The sequence below is a fragment of the Photobacterium profundum genome (assembly GCF_003026285.1).
Lineage (GTDB): Bacteria > Pseudomonadota > Gammaproteobacteria > Enterobacterales > Vibrionaceae > Photobacterium > Photobacterium profundum.
The window spans coordinates 13,381-36,138 of sequence record NZ_PYOD01000003.1 but is presented as its reverse complement, the minus strand read 5'-3'; the positions used below and the strand labels follow the sequence as shown (position 1 = coordinate 36,138).

The window sequence follows — 22,758 nt, the reverse complement described above, 5'->3', positions numbered from 1 at the left end:
AATGTAGAATGTAGCTGAGCTATAAGAATCAAGCTATTGAACAGTGACTCATTAAATTAAAAGCAGATTATGGCACGACAAAATGAAACATAAATTAAATCTTATGGCCTATTCAGCTACCATACAGCGGGTAAAAATAGTTTACTCTTTTCGAACCCTACGAGTTTATCTAACCCATTAAAATATAAAGAAACATACGCCCTGACAGGTTATCATTTTGTTACGTTTTATATTTCCCCTAAGTTAAGCCTGCCTGTTTATTCCAAGAATGTTTACCAAAAAACTGTTATCTCACAACACTCTATTTATACCAAATCCATTAATTATCTGATCAGTTCAGCGAGAGTTAAAATGCTTTTAGGCAAGGAGATAAATTGAGGATCTAGTGGCTCTAAATTGAAATTTATTAACGCAGTATAAAAGTATTTTAAACTCGCCCAAAGGGAACACCACTGGAAGCCAGCTTCTGTGTCTAGCGATTTCAAAAGAGAACCACTCTTCTACCAAGCACTATCCTTGAACTCAACTCCCAGTGGTATTCTGAAAGGTCAGATAATTAATGGAATTGGTATTATTCATCATCTAAGATTGTGATAATCTCAGCCTCTTGTATTGCATAGCGAGTGAAATAACAACGATGAAAATTTTTAGTAACTTCGATGGCGGCAACATTAATGTAGTTAAAGCCGACTCACCAGAAGATATTCAACTCACTATTCCTAATGACAATCAATCTGAATATTACCAATGGTTTCACTTCCGCTTAGAAACACAAGCGCAAGAAGAACACACTGTAAAATTACTCAACCTTGCTAAATCGGCTTACCCTGAAGGCTGGCAAGGCTACGATGTTGTTGCATCTTACGATCGTGATGAATGGTTCCGTATTCCTGCCGAGTTCGATGGTGATACACTGACTTTCCGCTTCTTCCCAGAGCAAGGGTCTATGTACTTTGCTTACTTTGCACCATACACCTACGATCGCCACCAAGATCTTTTGCATCAAGCACAAGTTAACTTCAACAGCCAACTTGAAACGTTGGGCAGCACACTAGATAACAATGACATGAGCCTACTTACTATTGGTGAACCCGCTGATGATAAGAAAAAAGTATGGATAATTGCACGCCAACACCCAGGCGAAACAATGGCAGAATGGTTCATTGAAGGTTTGCTACAGCGCTTACTTGATGAAACAGATACGGTTGGTCGTGCGCTTCTCGATAAAGCCATTTTCTATGTAGTGCCAAACATGAACCCAGATGGTGGTATTCGTGGACATTTACGTACCAATGCGGCTGGTGTGAATTTAAACCGTGAATGGCAAACACCATCAATGGAAAAGAGCCCTGAAGTTTTCTTAGTACGTGAACGTATGCTTGAAACCGGTATCGATATGTTCCTCGATATTCACGGCGATGAAGCTATTCCTTATAACTTTGTTGCGGGTAGTGAAGGTATTCCATCTTATGATGAACGCCACGCCAACTTAGAGAATAAGTTTAAGCAAGCATTACTAACAATTACACCTGAGTTCCAAGATGAGCATGGCTATGACAAAGATGAGCCAGGTAAAGCAAATCTAACGGTTTGTTCTAACTGGGTTGCCGAGCAGTTTAAGTGCCTGTCTTACACTGTAGAAATGCCGTTTAAAGATCATAATGCACAGCCAGATGCACTTTACGGCTGGTCACCAGAACGTAGCCTTGCGTTTGGTCATGACATGCTAGCAGCAACCCTCGCAGTTATTGATGATGTATAAAGCGTAGCTAGCGCCTTTAGTAAAATATAGCGCTACAAACTAGTACACACTAAGCCACGCACGTTTAATTCTGCGTGGCTTTTTCTTTCTCTATCTGTCGTTCATTTATACTGAAAAAGGCGAGATACGATCCCACCTTCTATATTTATTCATGACAAGATACAGCGTAAACGATATTAACGTTTGCTGTCACTATGAAATGCATAGCGATTATATTCAGTGCCATTTTCAGTAACAGCGTTATATTTCACTGACCGAGAGCTGTTCAATGATAATGGTACAAACACACGGCCATTCTCATTGGTCATATAGGTCCCTTTCGATTGAGGAACATTTTTGACTGTCACCTCAGCGTTAGCAACCGGTGCTCCTTGCTCAGATACGGTTACCCACGCACCATTTGCTGTATCGACTACTTTCATATCCGCTAATGTGACAGTTGAAAAAACGACACACATAACGGCAACAGCTGTATTTAATAATTTCATAATAAACCTTCTTTTTATATATTTTTGAAATAAGCACTTACTTAGTCTTATTCCAACACAAAAATTTCGACCGATGAAAAATAACGACATAACAATTAGGCAAACTGTTATTACTCATTCCATTTATCTAGCTTCTGTTAAAATGATGAAATCAGTATTATTTATTTCATCAGGTATAATGCAATGTCTTTAATGAGTTCAACATTATAATAACGTAATGAAGGTAAACCATTGTTGAACAAGCGTAAAATAACGTAAATTTAAGCATTTAATAAAATAACGTTTACTATGCATGGTGATTTTTAACGATAACACTTGATAACATCACCCAACTATCCGTTATAATTCAGCCATTAGTACACATTGATGTGAAAGAAATGGCAAAAACTAAACCCATAATTAAAATCGAAACTTACGGTATTCACACCACATGGGATGCTGAATCTAAGCATTTACCTAAAGTGAAAACATTTACTACAGATATTCCGGCAGAAATCGATGTTGAGTTTGGTTTCATCGTTAACATCAAAAAAGCCCGTGGTGAAAAGATTCGCTATTGTATCTATCATCCAGACATCACCGATGGTTCTGGTGATGTGCTTGAACCTTTTGATGGTGAATTGTATGTTCGGAACAATGATTGGGATTTTTATCTAGGCGACACCATCTGGGCACCAATAGACAACAAGTTAGGTGACTGGCGTATGACGATAGAGATGAAAGGTAAAATTATCGCTGAAAAAACCTTTAACCTTTATGCTAGAGACGAAGGTCAATTTTGGAAAAAACGCGGTTTTTAAAGCCAGAACTCAATGATTCATTAAGGCGAGTTTCAGTAACTCGCCTTTAGATTTTACGGCTATATTGATACCGCTATTGTGTTTACCTCAACCTTTCTTGACCACTTTCCAACCAAGAGTAAAAAATGCCGCAGATGGAATCAATAAAATAAAACAAGCAAGTACAATTGCCGTTGTATTCGATAAACCAAGCCCCCAGCCTAACGAAAATGCTAACCCATACAGCACGTCGATAGGGTTAAAAGTAAGAGGCTCATTAGATGCCTTACTCAGCATGCTAAACAACAAGATAAAGCTAACAAATGACAATCCAGCCAAAAACAGCGCCATTAAACATTTCTTGATAAGAAGTGGTGATACAACCCATACCGATTTATTCAAATTATTCATCTTCTACACATTTAAGGCATCAAAAATGCCTTTCACAAAATAATGACATTAACCTACTCCTTTAATGATTTACTGTCATGACAGAAATGAGGCAATGACTTCAGAATGCTGATATAAATCGTTTTATAGTGTACTTGTCATGCTATTAATAACAATAACGAAAGATAAAGGATCACGTAATGGGACTATTTGACGCTATTTTAGGTAATGCTGGTGAAATGAGCATCGCAGATGCAACAGAAGAACTTTCTACCATTCTAGGACCTAACGAACACATAGAGATCGCATACAAATTAGTTCGCGATATGATTGTGTTAACCGACCAGCGCTTACTGCTTATCGACAAACAAGGCTTAACTGGGAAGAAAGTTGAATATCGCTCGATTCCTTATAAAGCGATCACCATGTATACCGTCGAGTCTACTGGTCACTTCGATTTAGATGCAGAATTAAAAGTATGGGTTTCAGGGCAGTCAGAACCTATTTCTCTTGAGTTTAACGGCAAAACTAATATTTATGCGATGCAAGGTGTACTCACGGCTAAAATCGCAGGTAAGTAGCAATAAAATAAAAGCCACTGACATTCGAATGTTAATGGCTTCTATTTAACGCGTTTAACATTATTTTACTAGTTCGTAGTTTGATTTCATTTCTTCTGGTGCAATACCGTATTCATAGTCAGCTAAATAACCGCCTTTATACACTTTCATTCCGTTATCATCCCAACTTACGGCAATAACTGCTGTTTCACCATCTTCACTGCCTAATAGCGATAGTAGTTCGTCATCAATTTTAATGGCCTTAATCGTTTTGATCCGCTTAAACGATTTAAATTCAGAAGATGTAGGTAGTACACCATATGTTTTTTGCCATGTACTTTTCGGTACTAGCCATTGGTTATAAACATCTTTAACAATCGGCTTTAGCATACTGGCGACAACGACATCATTAGTCATTTTATTACGAGTTTCTACTGTGTAACCGCCTTTACTGTCTGACACATACGTAGGGAAATCTTGACCAATTTCACTGGCTAATGGTAATCGGCCTAATGTTGCTGACTTTTTTTGGTATAACTCAGCATGATCAAACTTTTCCATAATAGTTGGAATCAGTTGGAATTCAACAGGAGCAGTGTTTGCCATCGTATTCATACTTATAGCCAAAGCAGAAATTAATAGACATTTTTTCATCATATTCATCTTTATACACCTATCAATAATTACGCTGAGCAACAACTTGAGAAATCGAACTAGTCGGTTCCCCTACTTCACCTTCAAACTGATGCAAAATATGCCAGTGACTAAAAATATCAATTAATTCGTTTTCTTTTAATAAAAAATCTGGATTTTGTGGACGACCAAATTTTCGTTGAGCTTCGTTAAATGTTTCATAAATCACAATGCCAGAAGGCTTAACACTACGTTTGAGTGAATTAAATAGCGGACGGTGTAAATAACGAAACGTAATAATAGCGCCATATTGATTGTCGATTAGATGTTCGTCACCATACTCAAGATCAACCAACCATGTTGTTGACGTAAGCTTTTCTTCCTTAATGATACGTTCAATTGTCTGTAACTTTTCTTTATCTTGATCAGCAAAAATAACAGGAAGACCTAAGCGAGCAAGATACAATCCATTTCGACCACTTCCACATGCTAGGTCGAGTATTGGCCCTTGTTTAGAAGCGATTTTTAGCTCTTTTGCATAGGTTTGAAGTAAGTTTGAATGCGCGTTATTTACCTTATAAACGTTCATTATTTCTCGCTAAGTATTCAATTCATATGCCCAAGTTACCTCAAGATGCTCGTTTCAGCGAGAATTTATTGAGCCCTTAGCTGGCGCTAATCTATGAGACAACAAATAAAAAAGTAAACCCAATAGGTTCACTTTCCATTCAACAACAGGCTCTAAACTTATAAAAATGCACATAGACCTGATTTCAGATAATGACTGCTAAACCAATTAAATACTAAGAACGACCTTTGATATCTGCTAATGTTGGCTTAAAATTAGTTTCAACAAAATCACCTGTTTTCGGGTAACTGGCCTTCGTTGTATCTCTACGCCCCTTCAGCTCTTCAACAGATGGTTGATAATTCTGATTCATTGATGAACCCTTTACATCATAAAATACAGCATGGGTTGTATTATTTCGTCCTTGGAGTTCTACCGCCTGTACAGAAAAGCTCATTATTGAAATTGTTAAAAGAGTAATTTTATTCATGACTTTCACCGCCCCTTCAATATTTACAACTCAACTATTTGTATTAAAAACATTAGAACAAGTTAATGAAAATAACAAATCCACCCATATAAATACCAACATTAAAATATAATATTAAATTCACATCAAAAACAATAAAATCATCTAAAACATAAAACAAACCAACAGCAATATTAATATTCCCATTAATATTCAAAGAGTTAAATCGACTATATAAATATAAATTAAAATAAAATAAAAAACAATGAACTTTAATACAGTGAAAACATGAGAATACAAATAGCCACAACAAAATTAAAACAACCAATATCGTTTCACAAAACAAAACATTTAAATAGAAAAACCTTATAAAACATAAGCAATCAAATCTCACATATAAGACGCCACTTTAAAGGTTGGGATTTAATTACAATAACTTAACCCCCTCCATAACATAATAATTTGCAAATCCAATGAGTAATCAAAGACCGATAAGCTAGGATGGGACGTTAAATATAGTGAGAAGTGAATAAACTTAGCCATGGTAGCCTTCCTCTCTATAATTTTAAATGCGTATGCTGAACTGAGTTATTTTATAAAAATGCTATCAAGGCTACAATGGGCGATAACATGACGTACCACAAAGGCTATAATAGTGAAAACCGCTTCGATTCAACACTCTGATAATGCAAACACCGTTATCGTCCTCGATTTCGAAACCACAGGTTTATCACCAACCCAAGGTGACCGTGCAATTGAGATCGGTGCAGTATTAATGGAAAATGGCAAAGTAGTTGATCGCTTTCAAAAATTAATGAATCCGGGCTTTAGAGTGAGCAGCTTTATCGAAGGTTATACTGGTATCACTAACAATATGCTTCGCACAGCAGCACCCTGCAATGAGGTAATGGATCAATTTACCGATTTTATCGGCGATTATAATCTTGTTGCTCACAACGCCTCATTTGATAAACGATTTCTAGATGCTGAACTAGATATAATTAAGCGGAGCTACGGCGGAGAATTTGCCTGTTCTATGCTTATTGCGCGTCGTTTATACCAAAATGCACCAAATCATAAATTGGGTAGTTTAGTTGCCTATAAAAATATTGATCACGATGGCGTATTTCACCGTGCATTAGCCGATTCAGAAATGACAGCTAAACTGTGGCTACAAATGCTTGAAGATTTGCAAAATCAATTTCATATACCTCAGCCTTCATTTGCTTTAATGCAGCAAGTATCCAAAAAAACGAAAGCGGCGGCGCCTACATTTCTACATAAAATGGCAACTACATAATAAATAACTCAGTATATGTTTGATGAGTTACCGCTCATCAAACATATACTATCAAGTCACTACTTTTCAGCTAACTTTGGCAAATTATGCCCAGCTAAAATCAATAAACCTGCAAATATCCCCATGTTCTTAATAAAGTTTTGCATTTCATGCGCTCCTTCAAGTCCATCTAAATTCCAGAAATCATGTAAATTCACGTTAATAGCCAAAACCAAGAGTGCCAACAGTATAGATACAATACCTGTATAGCGATTAACGATAAGCGCAGAGCCTGCAATAATCTGGAAAATAGCCGCCGCAGCAAGGAAAAATGGGATAAACACCATGCCATGCTTTGCCATCAAACCGACATGCATATCCCACGCGACAAATTTCATAATACCAGGCACTAAAAAATACAAACCTAACAAGACACGACCAGCGATTATCAAACCATTATTCATCATTTTATCAACCTTCATCATTCTAACTTATACCGTTGCTATCACATCATGCTCATCGGCAATGTAATGATATACGCTAATCAATGTGTAAAAGGATACGTTAAAATAATTTTGCGTGCAAACTAATTGCGCGCAATTATATAAGCGGAAAAATTGAACTTCATGAAAAGACCTTCAACTAATAACGGCACAACATGATTTCCGTTATACTGCCTACGTCAAACATCATTCGAGACGCCTAATTTGCCACAAGATAATCAGCCCGTTATAGAACAAGATGCTATAACACAAACTCTGTCTGATACGATTAAAATCGCCACGTTCAACCTTTTTAATTACCTTGAACCTCCTTTCGCCTTTTATGATTTCGAACGTATTTATACCGCTGAGCAATGGCAAAAGAAACAGAATTGGATTGCAGAATACCTTATAGAATACAAGCCAGATGTTATTGGTTTTCAAGAAGTATTTAGCCCTGAATCGCTTAAAAATTTAGTCGCAGCACAAGGTTATGCCTATTTTGAGGTGGTTGATGAAGCAGAAGTCATTGACGACTTTATTTGCCGTAGCCCTGTTGTGGCAATTGCATCACGCTACCCAATCACTCACATAGAAGCCGTTATACCAGATGAAGAGCTTGCGGTTGCTATGGGGCTGAAAAATGATTTTACATTTAGTCGTCAGCCTCTTCTCGCCACGATTGAACTCCCTCATATTGGCGAATGCGATTGCTATGTCGTGCACTTCAAGTCAAAGCGTCCGATGATAGAGCATGAAAACAGTTCCCATGACGAATCACGTACACAAACAATTATTCAAACATTAAAAGCGGAAGTAACGGGTAGTTGGGGCTCGTCGATTCAACGCGGTTCGGAAGCAGCACTGTTATTAATGAGTATAATTGAACGTCGCGAAAAAACGGGGCTGCCAATGATGCTTATGGGTGATTTTAACGATTCACTTTCAGATGGCGTATTGGCTCACCTCTTAACAAGCTCATTACGCTTCATTTCAGAATCTGAAAGCGATGTAATTTTAGCTAAATACCGATTAAAGGATGCATGGGATCTTTACCAAGCAACAGATAACTGCCCTGAAATGGCTTATCGTACACCAACCCATTATTACGGGATGAAAAAATCTATATTAGATTATATTTTATTATCTTGTGAGTTTGATGCTCAGTACCATTCTAGCCTCTTCGAAATCAGTGAGCATGACACCTACGACAGACACTTGATCAATCCCTCTTTTGAGCGTGATAGCCAAAGTACCGATCATGGCATAGTGTGTATCACACTCGCCTTGCGTGCCTAGTTACTATCTTTGACACATAAAAAAGCCAGTCAAAATATGACTGGCAAAAATAAAGCGGTTTGTCGATATTGGTGACAAACAATCGACGACATTTAGCGAAAATGTCTAAGAAGCGTTTTAGCCAATTCAGATTACACTTTCACAGCTGTATAGAAGCTTACATCCCCTACTTCTGTTTCAGGGTTATAACTATGGTAGAGTTCAAAACATGGCCTTTCATCCACATCTAAGCCTGATTCAACAACCTGCCCTAATAATTCGTCCCAATACTGACCAAAATCACTCTTCCCATTGATCTCACTCCGTATAGAAGCATAACCACCAGCAGGTAATATTTTCAATTCAATACCATTACTAACTTCTGTTCCTTCTGGTACTGAAATACAAATATCGGTTCTGCACTTATCGCGAGGTGTTAACTCTGGGTTATCATGATAGATAAAAATCATTTCTCCATCACTTAAGCCTTTTGCACCAACCCATTGACACACTTTGCCAATTGCAGTTTCATAGCCTTCGCCATAAGTACCCGTTACGCGGGTATAAGCCAGCAGACGTTCATTAATTACTTCAGTTTTCATGACTTCACTCCATTGTTGATGACATGTAAAACTATAACTTCGTTCGCCTTCTGCAGCGTGTCCTTCTTTGCTCAAGGAGTGTCCAATCTTGCTATTACGTAAAAGTAGAGATAATTCATTGAATGTTTTACAGTTTTTTATTTCAGTTGGGGTTAAACCAAAATAACTTTTAAAAGCTTTAGCTAAACTTTGAGAACTCGAAAAACCGTACTCTAGAGCAACATACGTCACGCTGTAATCATTGTGAAATAACATCTGCGCTGCATTTGTTAACTTTAAACGACGAATATAATCAGCCACAGTTTCGCTAGTCACAGCCTTAAAGATACGATGAAAATGATAAGGTGATAAATGCGCCAGTGCTGCTACGTCACTTAAATTAAGAGGTTGATTATAATTTTTTTCTAGGTAGCGAATAACGGGAAGTACTTTTGTTTTATAGTTAGTTTTCACGTCATATCCATATGTTTTATTGTTAGCATTATTCTGTAATAAGCATAACGTAAATTTATGCTTTCATTCTTAATCCTGCATCTTGAGGTAGCTTGGGTATAAAGTAAATAAAGCGGATCAAAAAAGCCCTGACCTTTCAAAGAAGATCAGGGCTTTTGTTATACTTTACGTTATTGCATACTTATCGTGTAACGCTCGCAGGGCGAGGAGCACGACGCTTTGCAGGTTTTGCTTTAGGTGCGCCAGTGCCAGCACCTGAACGATTTGACGGTTTACCCGCACTTTCATTTTGGCTTTTACCTTGACCACCAACATGACGCTTATTCTTGCCTTGTGGCTTATGGCCTTTAGCATTCTCACCAGAACGCTGACCGTCACGGTGATCTTTCTTTGGCTTCTTTGGCTTAATTGGACGCGTATCTAAACGAGACTCAGGCAGCTTATTCACCGCTTCAAAACCACTAACCTGTTCACGTGGTAATACTTGTTTAATTAAACGTTCGATAGCTGCAAGGTCTTTGTATTCATCAGCACACACTAATGAAATGGCCTGCCCTTCACAACCAGCACGACCTGTACGACCAATACGGTGAACATAATCTTCAGCAACGTGCGGTAATTCAAAGTTAACCACTTGTGGCAATTGCTCAATATCAAGGCCACGTGCAGCGATATCTGTTGCAACAAGTACTTGAATTTCGTTGCTCTTGAAGTTAGCCAATGCTTTAGTTCGTGCACCTTGGCTCTTGTTACCATGAATCGCAGCAGCTTTAATGCCACGACCTTCAAGGTGAGTCGTCAAACGGTTCGCACCGTGCTTTGTCTTCGTAAATACCAATACCTGACCCCAGTTATTTTCTTTCAATAACTTGGTTAATAGGTTCGCTTTACGGCTTTTATCTACAGGACAAATCCACTGTTTAACTGTTGGCGCCGTTGCATTACGTGGCGTGACAGAAATTTCTACCGGGTTATTAACCAAACCTTTTGCAAGCTGACGAATTTCATCAGAAAACGTTGCAGAGAAAAGTAAGTTCTGACGTTGCTTTGGCATTACTGCCAATAATTTACGGATATCACGAATAAAACCCATGTCTAACATGCGGTCTGCTTCATCTAAAACTAATACTTCTAGTTGGTCAAAACGAACTGCTCTTTGGTTATAAAGGTCAAGTAATCGACCTGGCGTTGCAACCAAAACATCAGCACCTTGACGTAATCGCATCATTTGTGGGTTAATTTTAACGCCACCAAATACCACAGCCGAGCTCAATGGAAGATTTTTAGCGTATAACGCAACACTTTCAGCGACCTGTGCCGCCAATTCACGCGTAGGCGTAAGAACAAGCGCACGCACTTGATTAGGCTTAACACGTGGACCATTAGATAAACGCTCTAAGACAGGAAGTGTGAAACCTGCTGTCTTACCAGTGCCTGTTTGGGCCGCTGCCATTACATCCTTACCTTCAATCACAGCTGGAATTGCTTGAGCCTGAATTGGCGAAGGTGTCTCGTAGCCTTGTTTAGCTACAGCTTCAAGGATTGGGGCAGATAGGCCCAGGGAGGCAAAGCTCATAAGATCATCTCTTGTCATTATTTTTCATAGTTTAGACCGTCTTGAGGACGGGGGGGCGTGTAGCCTACAGGATCTCGCGACCAAGTACCATTAATACTCAGTTTCACCGCCATGAAAGCTACTGAAAACCCATAAAAAAAGGCGTTATATAACGCCTTTTTATGGTGTTTTTGAACGTGTTCTCACATTTGAGTACATGCTCTACCTAAAATTAGGTAATGTAAAGCCTGACTATTTAGTTTCAGGCTCTTTCGCAATCTCATCTGCGTATGCGGTATCAACAACTTGCGCTTCTGCAGCAACACCGTCTGAAGCTTGTTGTGCGGCTTCTAATTCCATTTTTGCTCGATCAGCTTTAGAAATGTAACGCGGCTTATTACTTGTTTGTAATTTCGCATTAGCTTGCTTTAATCGCTTCTTTAGTATTTGGTTTACTTTTTTCTTTCTATTCATCGTATTCTGTCGGTCACATTCTAAAGGTTCATAACGAACAAATTTCAATGCGCTGATTGTATAGGCTCTTAGCCTAATAACAAGTAAGATTTCACATTCTTCTTCGAATAGGTATTTACACAAGAGCTAGTCTTATCGTTGCCTTTTTTATGAACGATCAATACATTGACTTAAAATGGTCACCCATTTAGAGAAGAAAACAATACAGACTGAATGAGAACACATCGATTTAAACGCTCAACGTTCGATTATTACTCATTATTAAACAATTATTTAGTCATTACTCTGCTTACATCACTCGCCAGTACTGCGTAACACCTCACAAAATTATGTACAGTGATTAATTGCATCACAAGTTTTGTGACAAACTTCTCGCATTCACCCTCCTTTAACGCCTACTATGCCCCCGCTTCCCAATAAATAATAATGAGAGTTCACAATGAAAAAGCATTTATTAGCCTCTGCTATTCTTTTTTCCTTAATAAGCAGCCCTGTATTTTCTGCAGATGGCGACATTACCGACGTTACGATTTTAGGTACATCTGACATTCACGGTCATTTTATGCCTTGGGATTATGCCAGCGACAAAGCGAACATGGTTGGTAGCCTGAGCCAAATCGCATCTAAGGTAAAAGACATTCGTAAAGGCAATGACAACGTCATTCTTGTTGACGCAGGCGATACGATTCAGGGTAACTTTGTCGAAACATTTAAAGATGAACCCGTTGACCCTATGATGCTGGGCTTCAATGAAATGAAGTATGATGTATGGGTACCTGGTAACCATGAATTCGATTTTGGCTTAAACGTTCTAAACCGCTCACTTACTCAATTTGAAGGTCAACCTTTGGGCGGTAATATTAAGCGAGCCGACGGCAATCCTTTTTTACCGGCACACACAGTTATTGAGCGTGATGGTATAAAAATCGGTGTTATTGGTATGGACACACCAATGACACAAGTATTTGCAGAAGGCACAAACCGCCTTGAAGGGATGACATTCACCAACCCATCTTTGGAAGTGAAAAAAGTTATTCAACAAATCAAGAACGATGTCGATGCAATAATTCTTGTTGCTCACATGGGTATTGATAACGAAAATAACATCAAAGACACAGGCGTGCGTGATATTGCTGAAGCAAACCCAGAGATTGATGCAATTGTTGCGGGTCACATGCATACACTGGTTGATAAAGCAGTAATCAACGGCGTTATTGTGACAGAACCAGATAAGTATGGTCGTGCCCTATCTCGTATTGATCTTCAATTTGAAGAACGAGACGGTGAATACACTCTAATCAATAAAGACAGCTATACCTACAAAATCAAAGGCACGCTTTCTGATGAAAAGATGGAAGAATTGTATGCGCCATACCACAAGCGTTTACGTGAAAATGCAAATCGCGTGGTGGCTGAGCTAACAGGTGTTGATCTTGTTCCTGAAAATGAAATCAAAGGTATTCCGCAAGTACATATTCAAGACACCGGTATTAGCACACTTTATCAAGAAGCAAGTATGTACTACGCACCTAAAGCGAATGTTATTGCTCTTCAAATAGATAACGATAAAGCTGAGCTCGATGTAGGTCAGATTAAAGCGAAAGATATTGCCTTTAACTACCAATACGCAGGTGGCGAAATTACGGTATACGCCATGACAGGTAAAGAATTAAAAACCTACATGGAATGGTCTGCTGGCTATTTTAACAGTGTTAAAGAAGGTGATGTAACATACAGCTTTAACCCTGAACGCCGTTCGTCTAAATACTCAACCAATGATTTCTTTGCGGGTGTAACGTATACCATCGACTTAACAAAACCAGCAGGCAAGCGCATTACTGATCTGCAGTTTGCTGATGGCCAAAAAGTCACTGACGCCACAAAAATCACTCTGGGTATGAATAGCTACCGTATGGGACACCTAACCAAAGCTGGCGGCGTTCTTGAAGGCCAAAGCTTCCCTGTTATCTTTGATACTGAAGAAGAGTATGGCGAAGATGAAGGTACAATCCGTAACCTTACAGTTCGCTACCTAACAGAAGTCAAAAAAGGGGCTTACGAAGGAAAGCCGATGAACCGCTGGCACCTAAGTGGTCTTGAAGGCTATCAAGCTGAAAGAGCGGTAATCAAAGCCCTAATCAACTCAGGAAAGATTTCAGTTCCGACAAGCAGCGATGGTCGCTACACAAACGTTGCCTCGATCAATGTTAAAGACAAAATCTTTAACAATAAAGAAGCGCTTAATGCGTACATCACAGCACAAGAACAAAAGCTTATCGCAACGACTGATGACGTTGAAAAAGCACAGATTCAACGTAATATTATTATTGCTAATGCACTAAATAAATAATATTTCACTGCATTAAATGTAAAGCCTCCGGTAATGCACTTTGCTTGGGGGCTTTTTTTCTTCACCGCTCAATCCACCGATTTTGCAACTCCGTAATACTCCCAAACAAAACTTGCCTGCTAGATCGTGTATGATGACAACATCTTGATTAGGAAGTCAGTGCATGAAAGATCTTTTCTACAGCCTCGATTTAAACTTATTACGCACCTTTTTAGTACTTTCGCAAGAACTGAATATGCGTAAAGCTTCGGAGCGCCTCTATGTCTCACAACCCGCGATTAGCCAAGCCTTACAACGGCTGCGAAACCATTTTGGTGATGAGCTATTCCTTAAATCGATCAATGGATTAAAACCCACGCCATATGCAGAGGATCTTGCAGAACGGATTACGCCCTTTTTAGATGGGCTGGCTCACGCACTCAATACCCAGGACACCTTTAATCCTTTAGAGCTAAACCGTACCATCAAAATTGCGTTACCCGCACAGGTATTATGTACGTTGTCAGGCACTTTAGTTCAGCATCTGAAAGAAGCAGCCCCAAATGCAGACCTTCATATACTCAATTGGTCAAGTACTACTCTTGAAGAAATTGCAAAAGACACCATTCATCTTGGTATCAATTATGATTACCCATCTGCACCTAAAGAAGTCAGCACCAAAAAACTTATCACGCTCGAAGGCGCTGTTATTGTACGTAAAGACCACCCAATTAAACTTTTAGAAGCTACACCGATAGACTTTTCTGGTTATGAAATTGCATCGATGCTCATTCCAGGCTGGAATGATCGCAATAGTTATAGCGCTGAAATTTTAGCAAAACTAGGCATTCCACATAAAGTCGGTTTCCGCTCAGAATTTCCCATGGCGCTAATTGACGTCATACAACATACCGACATGTACCTCCCAAATTCAACCAACTTCCCTATTCATCAATACCCCAATCTACGTATGATAAAAATCAAGATTGATGAAGGAATTCTCCCTACCTCACTCACACTCTACAGCTATACACATCAACGGAACCGAAAAAGCGAACTCAACAACTGGCTGCATACGCTTATGTTTGAACTATTAACCGCACAAAAAGCACTACACACATAAAGGTAACGTTCAAAAACCTGTAGTTTCAGATTAACCAACATTGCATTTTACTAACAATTATATCGATAATAAGTCTTGCTTATTATCGATATAATGAGTCTCTATTAGCTGTAAATAAGCGCTCGCCGTACACTCTTCGCATCAAAATAAAACACTGTATTTAAACCATTGATTAAAGAGAGTATCCGCATGAATAAATTATTACCTATCGCATCAGCGCTGCTTATTTCATCATTCGCTTCAAGTGCAATTGCCGATGATAATTACCAAGGTCACCGCGTAGGTATCGGCTATTCATGGACTCAACTTTCATCAATCAGCAATAGCGACTATCGCTTGTCAACCGACTATGGTGACGGAATCAAAATCGAATATGGCTATGATTTCAACCGTATTGTTGGTCTAAATGTTTCTTATGCCCAGAATAATGAAGACTGGTATTTCGGCAAGCTTGATGGCTCAAACTTCCAAATTGATTCTGATATTGGTTATGCATTTTTACTCAATGGTTTCGACATTAAACCTTATGGTGCAATCGGTCTTTCTCGCATAAATGAAAAATTCACATATAACTCAGGCGCTAGCGATAGCTCTTCAGAGACTTCCCTCGCATTAGGAACTGGTGTTCGTATGGGCTTCAACTTTGGTTTATACGCAGATTTACGCGCTAACATCGTACTTACTGAACATGTTGATACTGAACAATATTCCTTCACTGTCGGTTACCGCTTCTAGGTAGCAGCATAACGGACACAATTAACACCTAGCCTTTCGACTGAAACGAATAATTGTTGAGAAAAAATGAAGTCACCTGCACTGTTACTGCCTATCGCATTTTTATTGATAACAAACACTGTTCAAGCGAAAACCATTCATATCTCACCTGATATACGGCTAGGTGAACATGATGGATATGGCTTACAACTGGGTGTTAAAGACGTTATGTGGCTAGATACCGTGTTCATTAGTATCGGCAAGATCGAAGGGGAAAGTACCGGTATTTACACTGACTCATACCGTAAAGAAAAAGTGCACACCTATCGACTTGGTGGTCAATATGCTTTTGATCGTGCAAAAGTACACAAGGTGCAATTAGAACTTGGCCTGTCAAAATATTCAGGTCGTTATTACAACTACAATAACTTGTCGAAAGAGCATTATAAATCTGACGGTATCAGCTATTCGACCAGCTATGTCTATCAAGCAACAGACACCTTTGGATTACGCGCTGGTGTTGAATTCAACTTCTTTGGTCCATTTTCAACCCCACGTGTTTTTGATACCACGGTCAATGCAGCCTTAGGCTTCACCATTAGTATTTAAGGTATTTATCAAAAAAGCAGAGTTAGGGTATTCTCACTCTGCTTTTACTTTTTTGAGGGGCGAGCTAACAGCCCCTCATAATCAACCATGCCAATGACAGCACATCCAATATTCTAGTTGTATATTGATCATCTTTGACTGACATCAATTCACACTATTAAAACCCCGTAATTACTCTAGCTATGCAACGCCCCTAAATTGTCTAGACTTGGTCATATAAATCAAAGGATAAAGTTAATGGTTTGATCTCATTAAGCCTGAATACAGTTTTTACTATTAACCTTACTCAACTAGGCTCAATACTTAATATTCGTAAATTAAAGGGAAGCACATGGAAATAGTGTTTAATGACGGAGTACTTTACTTCAATTCTTTTTTTGCAGTCACTATCGGTATTTTGGTGCTATTTGTTGGGCGGAGATTGAATGCCGCTTTTAAACCACTACAAGAATTTAGTATTCCAGAACCGGTTACTGGTGGTATTCTTTTCTCTCTGCTTATTGCCCTTGTATATGTTACAACATCTATAGAGATAGAATTTAACCTTGCCGCTCGTGATGTTTTACTGGTGTACTTTTTCACCACGATTGGCATCAACGCCAGCCTTAAAGATTTACTAAAAGGCGGAAAGCCTCTTATTGTCTTGCTGGCTATTACTATTGGCTACATGATTTTACAAAACTTAACCGGTATCAGCGTTGCCAAGCTATTTGGTTTAGATTCTGCTGTTGGTTTACTTGGCGGTAGTGTTTCGTTAATAGGTGGGCATGGAACAGCAATCGCTTGGGCACCAAGAATCGGCGAGGAATTCGGGATACCAAATGCAATGGAGATCGGCATTGCAAGTGCCACCTTTGGTCTGATTCTCGCGAGCTTAATGGGGGGACCCATTGCTAAGTTCTTAATCACCTGTTATCAGCTTAAACCCAATGAAGACGAACAGCTCGATATCGGTATTTCAAATAAAGAAGACAATGAACAAATTACAGGTTTCGATTTTCTTGATGCTGTCTTTGCAATCCATATCTGTGCCATTGTCGGATTCATACTCAATGAAGCTATTTCTGAATTAGGCCTTCAATTACCATTATTTGTTACTTGCCTATTTGCTGGTATCGTTATTACTAACCTTATTCCTAAATCTTTACCTCGTATTTCAGGCACAAAATGGCCATCACGAAAGCCTGCTATTGCCCTAATTGCTGATATTTCATTGGGTACTTTCTTAGCAATGTCTTTAATGAGTATGCAATTATGGACATTGGTTGATCTCGCAGGCCCAATATTTGCCATATTAAGTGCGCAATTCATTGTTGCAGTGCTAGTGAATCTCTTTATTGTTTTCCCTGCAATGGGTAAAACCTACGATGCAGCAGTAGTCTGTTCAGGCTTCGGTGGTATCTCGCTAGGTTCAACACCAACAGCCATGGCGAATATGTCTGCTGTATCTCAACGTTATGGTAATTCACATCAAGCTTTTATTATTGTGCCTTTGGTGTGTGCGTTCTTTATCGACTTAGCTAACGCATTAATTATTCCGTACTTTCTTGCTAATTTTTAATATTTAAAAAGCAAATAGCTTAAGTGTATAAAGTGGGCTCAACGTATTCAATTCGGTTTTGATATTGAAATGGGTACGTTGAGTAAAGCATGCCCCATTACTTTGCGCATTATTACTCTCAATTCTTAATTACATTACCTTTTTCTACTTCTAATTAGCTATGCTTATGAAGATCATAACAACCATTATGACGTTATATCTTATTTGTAATACCACGACTTGAACACTCGTTCACCAAGACAACGGGCTATGAAAATTAACAATCGACGTGCTGACCTGAGGATGACTATGCCATCAAAACTTACTGTAACTACCCTATTGTTTGAACAGTTTGAGTTACTGGATGTATTTGGACCTTTAGAAATGTTTGGCTTATTGCCTGATACATATCAGCTCAAGCTAGTTTCTGAGCAAGGAGGAATCATAAGCAGTTCACAAGGCATACAAGTACTGACTGATTTCTCTTTCCAAGATACATTTTTAACCGATGTACTTATTATTCCCGGAGGAGAAGGCATTAAAAATGAAGTCAATAGCTCGAGTTTATTGGCATGGCTAAATAACACAGCACCTAACATACAGTATATCTGCTCAGTGTGTACTGGCGCCGTGATACTTGCAAACGCAGGATTATTAGAAGGTCGTAAAGCAACGACGAACAAGAAACACTATCACTGGGTTACGCAATACGGAAAAGAGATTGACTGGCAGCCTGTCGCGCGCTGGGTTCAAGATGGCGCTGTCTTTACATCATCAGGCACTGCAGCAGGCATAGATATGAGCCTTGCAGTCATTGCCGAACAGAATAGCGAAGATGTCGCAAGAAAAGTCGCTATTCACGCAGAATATTTATGGCAAAATGACCCGAATGATGACCCTTTCGCGCCTCTTCATATTGTACGTTAAGCATTTATAACGCATGGAATAATACTTTACTGCCACATAACATGACACTGCCCTTTCACTGCTGCTTTCAAGAAATCAATTAAAGGCATTGCACGCATAGAAATGCTTATTTCTGGCTCATAATCGGCATCATCCAGCTCATCTTCGTTTTTTTCTTCTAGAGTTCCTGCTTTTTTGGCTTCGATTTGCTGTTGCTTGATTGCTCGAATTGCCTGTTCTAAATTATCTAAAGCTGTTGGTACATCTTCGGTGTCAATTGCACCAGGAACGTTGTCACAGTACCCCATCATCTTGATTAGTTGCGTGGCTATATCGCCAAACATAGTGATATTACCGCTCGCTTTACAGCTAAAAGTGATCAACATAATTATTCCCCTGCCGTATTTAAGACAATCACGTATTTTAAGATGAAGTTGCTGAATCTTTTTCCCTAGCTTTATCACGTTTGGCTAACCAGTAACCAGCAATAGCCCCAGCGAAGCCACCAAATAAATGGCTTTCAAAACTCATCCATCGATGAATCGGAAATACACCCCATACCATGGACCCATAGAAAAACATCACAATAACAGCAATCGCGATAGATTTAAGGCTTCGGTACATGAACGCATAAACCAATAAATACGCCCATAAGCCATAGATAATGCCGCTTAAACCAATATGGTAACTGGCTCGTCCAAAAAACCAGACGCCAATACTACTGATCGCCCAACTTACAATAAACACCACAATTAAGCGCGACACACCCGATCGAGATACTAGTAAGCCTAATACAGAAAAAGAAAATAGATTACCTATTAAATGAGACCAAGAGCCATGTATAAACGGATAAGCGACTAAGCCAGTAAGGTGCGTAATGTGCCGAGGCAATAAACCGTAACTGTTCAGGCTACCATTCAAGAATATATTTATGATATGCACGCAAATACAGAACAAACAAATGAAGCCAATGACTTTCAATGCATCTTTATCTTGTTGGCTCAATAGAATTCTCCCCATTTAAAAAACAACAACATACCCAAACTGCATTGCTAAGTATAGCTAGCTTACGCTCATTACTCGCTACTGTACCTGAACAAACGATTAATAGGTAAGTTCAATTATTATAAACACTTAACTACTTACCAAGTGTTAACCCACCCTAAGTAACAAAATATTAGTTTCATCTAATTTCTTGAACAACTTGTCCTAATCTTTAACGTGTTCAAGATCCGAGCTCTTCTTTATCATTCACTCACTCTCGATAAACAGTTTGGACTCCCTAATGGAAAAGATGATTAATACCTTACAGCCGTACATATTACTTATTTCTCGTTTTCTGCTTGCTGCCATTTTTATCAATGCCGGTTGGGGTAAAATTGGTGGGTATGCTGGCACCCAAGCTTATATGGATTCAATGGGAGTACCGAGCGCAATGTTGCCACTGGTGATCTTACTTGAATTAGGCGGGGGCTTAGCTATTTTATTTGGCTTATTAACACGCTTTAGTGCCCTATCAATTGCAGTATTTTCTGTTATTTCAGCCTTTCTTTTTCATTACGACCCATCAAACAGTGGTCAAATGATTAACTTTATGAAGAACATCTCAATCGCTGGCGGCTTCTTAGCACTTGTTGCTATTGGTCCAGGTAAAATCAGTATCGATGCTAAGTTGAATAAACACTGGTAACGTAGAAACAGTGGTTATGAATTACAGCATGTCATTTTTCCATTTCCGCTATTGATATATGCTTCCTATACAAAGATGAAGGTCTGTAACTATCAGTCAGACCTCATCACTATTATCCTAAGTTACCTCAAGGTGAGTTGGTATAAGCTAGTGTTCTAATTTAGATAGTTTCCCCCCCACCGCGCTGAGTATTACCATGATTAGGAGTGGTAATGCGTTGGAGATACCCACAATCATCTCTTTAGCAGCGCTATTTTTATAAGCTGAACTGATTGCACCTAACTCAATATTTTGCGCCGCTAATTCAGTCATTTCCGGCATCATAGGTACTAGAAACACAAAAGCGTTGATGGTCAAAAAAGCCATGCATGCATACTGAACCTTTAGCCACAATGGCTTAGTTATATATTCTTGAGATTCAATTAGTGTGGCAACAAGCTTTAAAACCAACCCAGGAAGAATCAATATGTAAGCGCTCTCTTCTTTATAAACAGCGGTGTAATAAATTGCATATAAGTCTGTTGTTCCAAGAACATTTGAGATCACAATATGAGATAATATTCCGCCTACATACATGATGATCCCAACTAGATATATAAGACGAACAAGTTTTTGTTGAGTGTTTTTATTAAACATTATCTTACCTTTTACCAAAATTAACGATATTCCATATAACACCTATCGCATACATCTAAAGCTTGCTCTAAGTCCAACGCCGCTGATAATAAATTTTGGCTTTTACTGCTTCGTACCCTCTTATTCATTACTTCGTACGTAACTATTCGCAGACAGTTTTTCTCGGGACTGATATGTGCTGTTGGCTGGTTTCTCTAATTTACACACAAATAGATGCTCACGCAACTGTTGCGATTGCACCTTTACATTCTACTTGAACTCAACGAAAACAAATTCTTTGGAGGGGGACACTAAATTAAGCTTATTAATTCGTACCAGCCCTATCCTAGGCCGGCTCTATTACTTTATTAGAGGAATACAAATTCTTTGAGCTATAGCAGACTCCGTAGGATGTTTATCTCCTACATTCATGAGGTTAATTTTTTATTTAAAGCTTCACCTTCAAAGTTTACAGCATCAAGTTAAGTGGTATGCACAAAATTTAAATCCATGATTAATATAAAGACGTATTTAACGCCTTTTTATTTAATTCAGACTACATCGAACAAAAGTAAGAGACTCATTACCAAAAAGATTGGCGGTCTTTATATTCAATATCAGTTGAAGTGCGCTGACGCTTTACTGCAATAGAAAAGTTCCTACCCAGCAATAAACGGATCTGGCTAAACGTTTCTTTTGCTAATAATCTACGCTCGCTACTTACCCAGCATCGGTTTGTAGTGTGTTTGATTGCGGCAATAGCATCGGGGGAAGCCTGCCTAATTTTGGCGCATAAAGCTTGCGCTGCCAGCATCGGTTGTTCACTAACCTCTGTGACTACACCAAATTCTAGTGCTTGTTCTGCAGAGATAATATCACCGGTTAAGGTTAGCTTTAATGCGACATCTTTCGATACTACTTCACGTAGCGCCAATAAGCCGCCCATATCAGGCACTAATCCCCATCGTACCTCCATTATCGACAATTCAGTACTAGGGGCGACTATACGAATATCAGCCCCCATAACAATTTGAAGGCCGCCACCGTAACAACGCCCTTCAATAACAGCAATGACAGGTACGGGAATCATCCGCCAATTGCGAGACACGCGTTGTGCTAAATTCGCATTGCCGGGTAAAAGCTTGGCTAATAAGTTCAATACCTTCGATTTATCAGTAACAATACTCTTGATATCAATTCCACTGCTAAATGTACCGCCATTTCCAGTCAAAATAACGGCTCGAATATCTTTTCGTTTGCGCAGCTGTTTACTTATCGTATCTAATTCATCGAACATTTCTTTATCGATCGCATTCAACTTTTCAGGTCGATTTAAAGCGACAGTAACAACTCCCTTGTGCTCTGTTACGTCCAACTTATTCCACGTCATGACGGCAATCCTTATCTGGTCAGTCCAGTAAAACTTAACACAGATTCAACAAAATCGTTAATTTGATAGG

25 protein-coding genes are annotated in these 22,758 nt (G+C 39.0%); 12 read left to right on the top strand and 13 right to left on the bottom strand.

Going from position 1 to position 22,758, the window contains the following annotated elements:
* Positions 1 to 637: 637 nt before the first annotated feature.
* Complete coding sequence (locus C9J48_RS09655; RefSeq protein ID WP_006230036.1) at positions 638 to 1,762, top strand: M14 family metallopeptidase; 1,125 nt, start codon at positions 638 to 640, stop codon at positions 1,760 to 1,762.
* 176 nt (positions 1,763 to 1,938) lie between these two features.
* Here the strand turns inward: C9J48_RS09655 and C9J48_RS09650 are convergent, their stop codons facing one another.
* Complete coding sequence (locus tag C9J48_RS09650; RefSeq protein ID WP_006230037.1) at positions 1,939 to 2,250, bottom strand: hypothetical protein; 312 nt, start codon at positions 2,248 to 2,250, stop codon at positions 1,939 to 1,941.
* Between the two features lie 377 nt (positions 2,251 to 2,627).
* Here C9J48_RS09650 and C9J48_RS09645 point away from each other — a divergent pair, with 377 nt between their 5' ends.
* On the top strand, positions 2,628 to 3,050 hold the full coding sequence (locus tag C9J48_RS09645; RefSeq protein ID WP_006230038.1) for a DUF3859 domain-containing protein: 423 nt from the start codon (positions 2,628 to 2,630) through the stop codon (positions 3,048 to 3,050).
* A gap of 87 nt (positions 3,051 to 3,137) precedes the next feature.
* Here C9J48_RS09645 and C9J48_RS09640 read toward each other — a convergent pair whose 3' ends face one another.
* On the bottom strand, positions 3,138 to 3,440 hold the full coding sequence (locus C9J48_RS09640; protein WP_006230039.1) for a hypothetical protein: 303 nt from the start codon (positions 3,438 to 3,440) through the stop codon (positions 3,138 to 3,140).
* A 179-nt stretch (positions 3,441 to 3,619) separates the two neighbouring features.
* Here C9J48_RS09640 and C9J48_RS09635 point away from each other — a divergent pair, with 179 nt between their 5' ends.
* Positions 3,620 to 4,000 (top strand): PH domain-containing protein, encoded by a 381-nt coding sequence (locus C9J48_RS09635; protein ID WP_006230040.1) that lies wholly within the window; start codon positions 3,620 to 3,622, stop codon positions 3,998 to 4,000.
* A 60-nt stretch (positions 4,001 to 4,060) separates the two neighbouring features.
* Here C9J48_RS09635 and C9J48_RS09630 read toward each other — a convergent pair whose 3' ends face one another.
* From C9J48_RS09630 to C9J48_RS09620, 3 genes are all read right to left on the bottom strand, one after another.
* Positions 4,061 to 4,633, bottom strand: coding sequence for a hypothetical protein (locus C9J48_RS09630; RefSeq protein WP_036803085.1), 573 nt, complete (start codon positions 4,631 to 4,633; stop codon positions 4,061 to 4,063).
* A gap of 22 nt (positions 4,634 to 4,655) precedes the next feature.
* Complete coding sequence (locus C9J48_RS09625) at positions 4,656 to 5,201, bottom strand: methyltransferase domain-containing protein (protein WP_006230042.1); 546 nt, start codon at positions 5,199 to 5,201, stop codon at positions 4,656 to 4,658.
* Between the two features lie 214 nt (positions 5,202 to 5,415).
* Positions 5,416 to 5,670 (bottom strand): hypothetical protein, encoded by a 255-nt coding sequence (locus C9J48_RS09620; RefSeq protein WP_006230043.1) that lies wholly within the window; start codon positions 5,668 to 5,670, stop codon positions 5,416 to 5,418.
* 634 nt (positions 5,671 to 6,304) lie between these two features.
* Here C9J48_RS09620 and C9J48_RS09610 point away from each other — a divergent pair.
* Positions 6,305 to 6,949, top strand: a complete 645-nt coding sequence (locus tag C9J48_RS09610) for a 3'-5' exonuclease (RefSeq protein ID WP_006230045.1) — start codon at positions 6,305 to 6,307, stop codon at positions 6,947 to 6,949.
* A 59-nt stretch (positions 6,950 to 7,008) separates the two neighbouring features.
* Here C9J48_RS09610 and C9J48_RS09605 read toward each other — a convergent pair whose 3' ends face one another.
* Positions 7,009 to 7,392: a DoxX family membrane protein gene (locus tag C9J48_RS09605; RefSeq protein WP_036803089.1), complete on the bottom strand. Its 384-nt coding sequence runs from the start codon at positions 7,390 to 7,392 to the stop codon at positions 7,009 to 7,011.
* 243 nt (positions 7,393 to 7,635) lie between these two features.
* Here C9J48_RS09605 and C9J48_RS09600 point away from each other — a divergent pair, with 243 nt between their 5' ends.
* Positions 7,636 to 8,709, top strand: a complete 1,074-nt coding sequence (locus C9J48_RS09600; RefSeq protein WP_006230047.1) for an endonuclease/exonuclease/phosphatase family protein — start codon at positions 7,636 to 7,638, stop codon at positions 8,707 to 8,709.
* A 131-nt stretch (positions 8,710 to 8,840) separates the two neighbouring features.
* On the opposite strand, the gene C9J48_RS09595 is transcribed toward C9J48_RS09600, so the two are convergent.
* From C9J48_RS09595 to C9J48_RS28225, 3 genes are all read right to left on the bottom strand, one after another.
* Complete coding sequence (locus C9J48_RS09595; RefSeq protein ID WP_006230048.1) at positions 8,841 to 9,743, bottom strand: AraC family transcriptional regulator; 903 nt, start codon at positions 9,741 to 9,743, stop codon at positions 8,841 to 8,843.
* Positions 9,744 to 9,924: 181 nt separating this feature from the next.
* Positions 9,925 to 11,319 carry a DEAD/DEAH box helicase gene (locus C9J48_RS09590; RefSeq protein WP_006230049.1) on the bottom strand — a complete coding sequence of 465 codons (1,395 nt, stop codon included), beginning with the start codon at positions 11,317 to 11,319 and terminating at the stop codon, positions 9,925 to 9,927.
* 231 nt (positions 11,320 to 11,550) lie between these two features.
* Entirely contained in the window at positions 11,551 to 11,772 is a 222-nt protein-coding gene (locus tag C9J48_RS28225) for a DUF2986 domain-containing protein (RefSeq protein ID WP_242610810.1), read from the bottom strand.
* 439 nt (positions 11,773 to 12,211) lie between these two features.
* Between C9J48_RS28225 and C9J48_RS09580 the strand changes: the two genes are divergently transcribed.
* From C9J48_RS09580 to C9J48_RS09555, 6 genes are all read left to right on the top strand, one after another.
* On the top strand, positions 12,212 to 14,122 hold the full coding sequence (locus C9J48_RS09580) for a bifunctional metallophosphatase/5'-nucleotidase (RefSeq protein ID WP_006230051.1): 1,911 nt from the start codon (positions 12,212 to 12,214) through the stop codon (positions 14,120 to 14,122).
* Positions 14,123 to 14,285: 163 nt separating this feature from the next.
* Positions 14,286 to 15,224 (top strand): LysR family transcriptional regulator, encoded by a 939-nt coding sequence (locus C9J48_RS09575; protein WP_006230052.1) that lies wholly within the window; start codon positions 14,286 to 14,288, stop codon positions 15,222 to 15,224.
* A gap of 189 nt (positions 15,225 to 15,413) precedes the next feature.
* Entirely contained in the window at positions 15,414 to 15,959 is a 546-nt protein-coding gene (locus C9J48_RS09570; protein WP_006230053.1) for a porin family protein, read from the top strand.
* Between the two features lie 66 nt (positions 15,960 to 16,025).
* A complete protein-coding gene (locus C9J48_RS09565) occupies positions 16,026 to 16,547 on the top strand; it encodes a hypothetical protein (protein WP_006230054.1) in 522 nt (173 codons plus the stop codon).
* A gap of 331 nt (positions 16,548 to 16,878) precedes the next feature.
* A complete protein-coding gene (gene gltS, locus C9J48_RS09560; protein ID WP_373456043.1) occupies positions 16,879 to 18,108 on the top strand; it encodes a sodium/glutamate symporter in 1,230 nt (409 codons plus the stop codon).
* Between the two features lie 288 nt (positions 18,109 to 18,396).
* The gene (locus tag C9J48_RS09555) at positions 18,397 to 19,014 is read left to right on the top strand and encodes a DJ-1/PfpI family protein (protein WP_006230057.1); all 618 of its coding nucleotides are present in this window, start codon (positions 18,397 to 18,399) and stop codon (positions 19,012 to 19,014) included.
* Positions 19,015 to 19,040: 26 nt separating this feature from the next.
* Here C9J48_RS09555 and C9J48_RS09550 read toward each other — a convergent pair whose 3' ends face one another.
* Positions 19,041 to 19,379, bottom strand: coding sequence for a DUF1840 domain-containing protein (locus tag C9J48_RS09550; RefSeq protein ID WP_006230058.1), 339 nt, complete (start codon positions 19,377 to 19,379; stop codon positions 19,041 to 19,043).
* A gap of 37 nt (positions 19,380 to 19,416) precedes the next feature.
* Positions 19,417 to 19,998 carry a rhomboid family intramembrane serine protease gene (locus C9J48_RS09545; protein ID WP_006230059.1) on the bottom strand — a complete coding sequence of 194 codons (582 nt, stop codon included), beginning with the start codon at positions 19,996 to 19,998 and terminating at the stop codon, positions 19,417 to 19,419.
* 280 nt (positions 19,999 to 20,278) lie between these two features.
* Between C9J48_RS09545 and C9J48_RS09540 the strand changes: the two genes are divergently transcribed.
* Positions 20,279 to 20,683 carry a DoxX family protein gene (locus C9J48_RS09540; RefSeq protein ID WP_308811171.1) on the top strand — a complete coding sequence of 135 codons (405 nt, stop codon included), beginning with the start codon at positions 20,279 to 20,281 and terminating at the stop codon, positions 20,681 to 20,683.
* Positions 20,684 to 20,830: 147 nt separating this feature from the next.
* Here C9J48_RS09540 and C9J48_RS09535 read toward each other — a convergent pair whose 3' ends face one another.
* Positions 20,831 to 21,319, bottom strand: coding sequence for a hypothetical protein (locus C9J48_RS09535; RefSeq protein ID WP_006230061.1), 489 nt, complete (start codon positions 21,317 to 21,319; stop codon positions 20,831 to 20,833).
* A 562-nt stretch (positions 21,320 to 21,881) separates the two neighbouring features.
* Positions 21,882 to 22,688, bottom strand: coding sequence for a crotonase/enoyl-CoA hydratase family protein (locus tag C9J48_RS09530; protein ID WP_006230062.1), 807 nt, complete (start codon positions 22,686 to 22,688; stop codon positions 21,882 to 21,884).
* Positions 22,689 to 22,758 lie beyond the last annotated feature (70 nt).